Genomic DNA, 5,560 nt, shown 5'->3' with positions numbered 1-5,560 from the left:
GGGCCGACTTCACGGGTGGTGGCGGAGGGGAGGAATACCGGTTCCGGGCCCGATGAGGAAGGCCGTCCAGGCGGCGGGTGGGAAAACGAGGGCCCCGTGGGCACGTGCCTTGCTGTCACCGACGGCTATCAGCGCGTCGTCGGTGGTCTGGATCTCCACGCAGTTTCCGCTCTCGGCGCTGGAACGGCTGGATCTCCGCCACCGATCGATGGGAAGGCCGTGTCGCATGGGTTCACTCCTGACCGCTCTCGTGGAGTTCGTCGAAATCGGCCGCGAGGGCCGTGATGAGGCGCTCGGAATCCTCCGGGGAGAGTGCGCGATCACGCAATTGCTCCGCCGCGACGCGGTAGGGCGTCAGGTCCGCTTCGTCCTCGATGAAAATCCTACTCCGTTTCTGTTCCAGAAAGACGATGTCCATATCGACGGGGGAGGAGTATTCGAACAAACGGAAGCTGCCGTCCGTGCCGGCGTGGGCCCCGCGGGAGCAGGGAACGACCCGGACGGACACCCGGGGGAGCCGTCCCATCTCGACCAGTTTCCTCAACTGGGCCGCCATCACGGCGTGGTCGCCGATCCGACGGTGCAGTACGGCCTCGTCCAGCACGCAGACGAACCAGGGGGCATCGGGGGCCTCCAGCAGGGCCTGACGGTCCAGGCGGATGCGCACCGCCTCCTCCACGGACAGGTCGGGGGGCGTCGGGAAGCCCGAGATGACGGCCTGTGCGTACTCGCGGGTCTGGAACAGGCCGGGGATCACGATGGCCTCGTACTCGAAGATCCGGCTGGCGGTGGATTCGAGTTCGATCAGTTCCTGGAGCTTGGGGGCCATGACGTCGTGGTGCTGTTGCCACCATCCCCGTTGCCTGGCGGTGCGGTTGAGTTCCAGTAGGCCGGTGCGGAACTCGCGGTCGGTGATGCCGTAGAGATCCAGCAGGGCGTCGAGTTCCAGGCGGGTCAGGCTCGTCCTGCCCGCTTCGACCCGGCTGATTTTCGTATCGCTCCCGTCGATGGCGGTGGCCGCCGCGTTCTGTGAGACGCGTGCGTTCTCCCGCATGCGACGCAGTTCCATGCCGAGCCGCATTCGGCGGACGGTGGTGACCGGTTGCCCCATCTCGTTCTCCTCGTCTGGGTGAGCAGGGACAGTGTGCCGCATGGTTCGGGTCGCCCCTCTCGTCGAATAATCGAACTGCGTTTCGCCGGGTGGCGGAAAGAAAAATTGCGGTGCGGGAATTCCCGTGCTCAGCCCCACCGCTCTCCCGCCGCCCCGGGGGCCCTCGCCGGGGCGGCTCCCGAAGGGCCGAAAGGTCCCGCCGGCCGTGTGTAGGGTGTGGGCAGGTGTCGAGCGCTGGGGGCGCAGGCGGCCCCCGGGGAGCGGGGAAAGCGGTGCGCGGCAAGGTGATGATCCCGGCCATCGCCCTGATGGCCTTGGCGGTGGGGGCGGTCGTCCTCCTCCTGGTGCGCGGTGACGACGACAACCCCACGGACGGGGCGGTCGAACTGGCCGAGGAGTTCCTGCGGGCCTGGCCGCTGGACAACGAGGTGGAACCCGCGGCCCGGCTGACCGACGACCCCGAGGCGGCGGCCTCACTGCTGGAGTCGGTGAACCGCAACCTCTCCCCCGAGGGACGCGAGACCGTCTCGGTCGGGGAGGTCGGGGAGGCGGGGGCGGACGCCCCCACCGGGGCCGTCGCCGTCCCCTACACCGTCGTCTACGACCTCGGCGAGGGCCTGCCCGAGTGGACGGTGGAATCGAGCATCACCCTGCTCCCCGCCCCGGAGGACGCCCCCACCGACACCGGCTGGTTGGTGCACTGGGAGCCCTCCCTCCTCCACCCCGACCTGGCGGACGGACAGACCCTGATGCGCACCACCGACAAGCCCGAACGCGCGCCCGTCCTGGCCGCCGACGGCAGCGAGTTGGCGGGCAGCGGACAGGTGTGGTCGATCAGCGTCTGGCCCGCGGTGCTCGCCGATCCCGAGCAGGCGTGGGCCGCCATCGAGGCCCTGGACGTGGGCGTGGACACCGAGGCCCTCGCGGAGCGCGTGGAACAGGCCGATCCGGACCGGGCGGTCCACGTGGTGACCATCCGCGACGAGCTGTACGAGGAACACCGCGACGAGCTCAACGCCGTGCTGGGCCTCCAGTTCGACCAGTCCTCCCGCCCCCTGGCGTACGCCGCCCGCTCGGTGGTCGGCGGGGTGGACCCCGAGACCGGTGAGGGCACCTCGGGGCTCCAGGCCCGTTGGGACGACCGGCTCGCCGGCGTCCCCCTCACCTCGGTGGTGATCGCCGAACGACAGTCCGCGAGCGCGGTGGAGACCCTGGCCGAGGGCGAGGGCGGCGTCGACGGCGAACCGCTGGAGACCACCATCGACCCGATGATCCAGGAGGCGGCCGAGGAGGCGTTGGCCACCCAGGAACAGAACGGCTCCATCGCAGCCGTGCGCCCCTCCACCGGCGAGGTGCTGGCCCTGGCCGACCAGCCGCTGGACTTCGCCCGGTCGGCCGAGGGCCGGTACGCGCCGGGCTCCGGCTTCAAGGTGATCACCGCCGCCGCCCTGCTGGAGGGCGGTGTCGCGTCCGACGAGGTACTGGGCTGCCCGAAGGAGGAGGTGGTCCGGGGCTACCGCTTCCACAACCAGGACGAGTTCGAACTCGGCCCGGACACCACCCTGCACGAGGCCTTCACGGCCTCCTGCAACACCGCGTTCATCGGCAACCGCGACCGCTTCGCGCCGGAGACCCTGCGGGAGGTCGCCCTGGCCTTCGGCGTCGGCGGCGAGTGGGACGCGGGATTGACCACCTTCGACGGCAGCGTGCCGGTCGCCGACGGCGAGAGCGACCTCGCCGCCTCGCTGATCGGCCAGGCCCGGGTGGAGGCGAGCCCGCTGGGCATGGCCGCGGTCGCCGCCACCGTGGCGGCGGGGGAGTTTCACCAGCCGGTGCTGGTCCCCGACGAGGAGAGGGAGGTGTGGGAGCCGCCCACCCGTCTCGGGGACTCCACCGTCGAGGAGTTGCGGAAGATGATGCGGGCCACCGTCACCGAGGGCACCGCCTCCGCACTGCGGGACGTGCCGGGCGGGCCGCACGCCAAGACCGGCACCGCCGAGTTCGTCGCCGGCGAGGACGGGGAGCTCTCCACCCACGCCTGGATCATCGGGTTCCTCGCCGAGGAGGACCTGGCCTTCGCGGTGCTGCTGGAGGACGGCGGTTCGGGCGGTTCGCACGCCGGGCCGGTGGCGGCGGAGTTCCTGCGCGATGCGGTGGCCCCCTCGGCCCGCTGACCCGGGTCCGCCGGCCGGGGGCGGGTGCCCGCCGCGGACCGCGAGGTGGTCGGCCGGCACGGGTGTCATCCGGCGGCGCCCGCCGGATGACACCCGTGCCGCGCCGGCCCCGGGCGACCGCTACCGGGGCGCGTCCGGGCCGGCCGCCCACGGCCCCCCGGGCGGCGCCTCGACGCGCGGTTCGGCCGTCGGGGCGCCGAACCACCGGGGCAGCCGGTCGAGCAGCTCCCGCTGATCCCCGCCGACCCACGCCACGTGTCCGTCCGGCCGCAACAGCACCGCGGGCACGTCCGGTTCCCCACCGACGTCGATGACGTGGTCGACCCGATCGGCCCAGCCCGCCACCGAAAGCCGGCCGGTCCGGTCCAGCAGCAGCCCCCGGCCGCCGCGCGTCAGTTCGTAGAGACGACCACCGCGCCCCAGCTCCAGGTCCCGCATCCTCCGGCCGAGCAGGTCGTGGTCCCCGCCGAAGTCGTAGCGGACCCCGACCCCGGTGATCATTTCCGTCACGTACCGGTTCACCTCCTCGAAGTCCATCAGCCTGGAGAACAGTTCCCGGAGCGCGGTCGTGCCCGGATCGGTTCCCAGCAGCGTCATCTGCGCCCGGGTGTTCTCCAGGACGGCGGCGCCCACCGGGTGCCGTTCGGCGTGGTAGGTGTCCAGCAGTCCCGCCGGTGCCCATCCGTTGACGGCGGCGGCCAGCTTCCAGCCGAGGTTGAACGCGTCCTGCACGCCGAGGTTGAGCCCCTGCCCGCCGGTCGGGGGGTGGACGTGCGCCGCGTCGCCGGCCGGCAGCACCCGGCCGACCCGGTAGCTCTCGACCTGCCGGGTGGCGTCGCCGAACCGGGAGAGCCGGCGGGGCGAGTGCGCGCCGAAGTCGGTGCCCGCGAACACCCGCAGCTGCCGCCGGAACTCATCGAGGGTCGGTGCGCCGGCGCGCTCCTCGGCCACGCCCTCGGCGGGTACGACGACGCGGTACAGCCCGGCGTTCCCGTCCACGTCGGGGATGACGCCGAACCGCGGTTGGGTCCGGCGGACCTCCTCGACGACGGCGGCGACCGTCGCCGGATCACCGGTCAGCTCCATGTCGCCCACCAGCGTCTCGATCGTGGCGGGCTCGCCGGGGAAGCCGACGCCGAGCCGTGTGCGCACCGTGCTGCGGCCGCCGTCGCACCCCACGAGCCAGCGCGAGCGCAGACGGGTGCCCTCCCCCGCTCCGGCGACCGCGCCCCCGCTCTTCAGCTCGACGGTCACCCCGTCCTCGTCCGGGCACACATCGATCACCTCGCAACCCCGCCGGATCCCGGCACCGAGTTCGAGGGTGCGCTCGGTGAGCAGCCGCTCGGTGACCGGCTGCGGGGTGGCGAGGCCGTACGGGTGAGCGGTGTCCAGGCGGTCCGGCCACGGCTTGGTGACACCCCCGAAGAGACCGCCGACCCGGAACTTCCCACTGACGGCGAGGAAACGGTCCAACAGGCCGCGCTGGTCCATGATCTCCACGCTGCGCACGTGCAGGCCGCGCCCACGGGGCTCCCCGGTCGGCTCCGCCAATCTCTCCAGCACGACCACGCGCACGCCGTGCAGCCGCAACTCACAGGCCGGCATCAAGCCGGTCGGCCCGGCGCCGACCACGATCACATCGATCACGGGATCCCCCCTCGCACCTCATCGGATGGTGGTCGGCCGCTCCGTGTGCTCCCCCGCCCGCGCCTCCACCCGGGGTGTCCGCGACCGCGACGCGGCTCCACCGGGGGTTCGACGTACCCGCGACCCGTCGGAGGACAGGAGCGCGCATACTTCGCGAATCCGTTGTTTTTTCGGATTCCGACCTCGGTCGGTCATTCTGCGGCACGAGCCGGGTCTTGCCGCAAGCCCCCCGGTGCGCTATAGGTTGAGAGTGGCGGGGAGTCGATGACCTCCTCGCCTTTGTTCTTCTCCGCCCCTGTTCCCCGCCCCCGCCGCGAGCGGACGGGCACGTGCCTCCGCCGCGGGGCGGTGGGCGCCCCGCCGCCGGCTGCCGAGCGGCGGACACCCGATCGTGGCGGGATTCCCGTGCGGGCGGGAAGCGCCGGCCACGGGGCGGCCCCGGGATGACGGCGTCGGGATCCCGGCGGGTGACGCGGAGGCCCGTCCCGGTCCCCTCGGCGGGGCGACGCCCGCGGCGCGATGCGGCACCGGTCCACCGCGGTGGTCCGCATCCGGTCGGGCAGTCGCCCGGACCGGCCCCGGGGCCCTCGGCCTTCCCCGGTCACGACCCCGGGGGGCAGGGCGGGTC

Annotated in this window: 4 protein-coding genes; 1 reads left to right on the top strand and 3 read right to left on the bottom strand. The window is 72.7% G+C overall.

The genetic code is table 11. The annotated features are described in order from the left end of the window. Positions 1-9 precede the first annotated feature (9 nt). Both FOE67_RS15080 and FOE67_RS15075 read right to left on the bottom strand, forming a co-directional pair. A complete protein-coding gene (locus tag FOE67_RS15080) occupies positions 10-228 on the bottom strand; it encodes a DUF397 domain-containing protein (protein WP_182664524.1) in 219 nt (72 codons plus the stop codon). A 4-nt stretch (positions 229-232) separates the two neighbouring features. Further along, the gene (locus FOE67_RS15075) at positions 233-1,111 is read right to left on the bottom strand and encodes a helix-turn-helix domain-containing protein (RefSeq protein WP_182664522.1); all 879 of its coding nucleotides are present in this window, start codon (positions 1,109-1,111) and stop codon (positions 233-235) included. A gap of 272 nt (positions 1,112-1,383) precedes the next feature. On the opposite strand from FOE67_RS15075, the gene FOE67_RS15070 reads away from it, so the two are divergent. Further along, positions 1,384-3,285: a penicillin-binding transpeptidase domain-containing protein gene (locus tag FOE67_RS15070; RefSeq protein ID WP_323384953.1), complete on the top strand. Its 1,902-nt coding sequence runs from the start codon at positions 1,384-1,386 to the stop codon at positions 3,283-3,285. A gap of 120 nt (positions 3,286-3,405) precedes the next feature. On the opposite strand, the gene FOE67_RS15065 is transcribed toward FOE67_RS15070, so the two are convergent. After that, complete coding sequence (locus tag FOE67_RS15065) at positions 3,406-4,932, bottom strand: FAD-dependent monooxygenase (protein WP_182664520.1); 1,527 nt, start codon at positions 4,930-4,932, stop codon at positions 3,406-3,408. Positions 4,933-5,560: the final 628 nt, after the last annotated feature.

Origin of the sequence: Streptomyces calidiresistens (genome assembly GCF_014141525.1) — a bacterium.
Taxonomy (GTDB): domain Bacteria; phylum Actinomycetota; class Actinomycetes; order Streptomycetales; family Streptomycetaceae; genus Streptomyces; species Streptomyces calidiresistens.
The sequence above is the reverse complement of the archived record's forward strand: the minus strand, read 5'-3'. Positions and strand labels throughout refer to the sequence as shown.

Coding starts and splice junctions, on each gene's coding strand:
- FOE67_RS15080 (WP_182664524.1), bottom strand. CDS start 228: ATGCGACACGGCCTTCCCATCGATCGGTGGCGGAGATCCAGCCGTTCC.
- FOE67_RS15075 (WP_182664522.1), bottom strand. CDS start 1,111: ATGGGGCAACCGGTCACCACCGTCCGCCGAATGCGGCTCGGCATGGAA.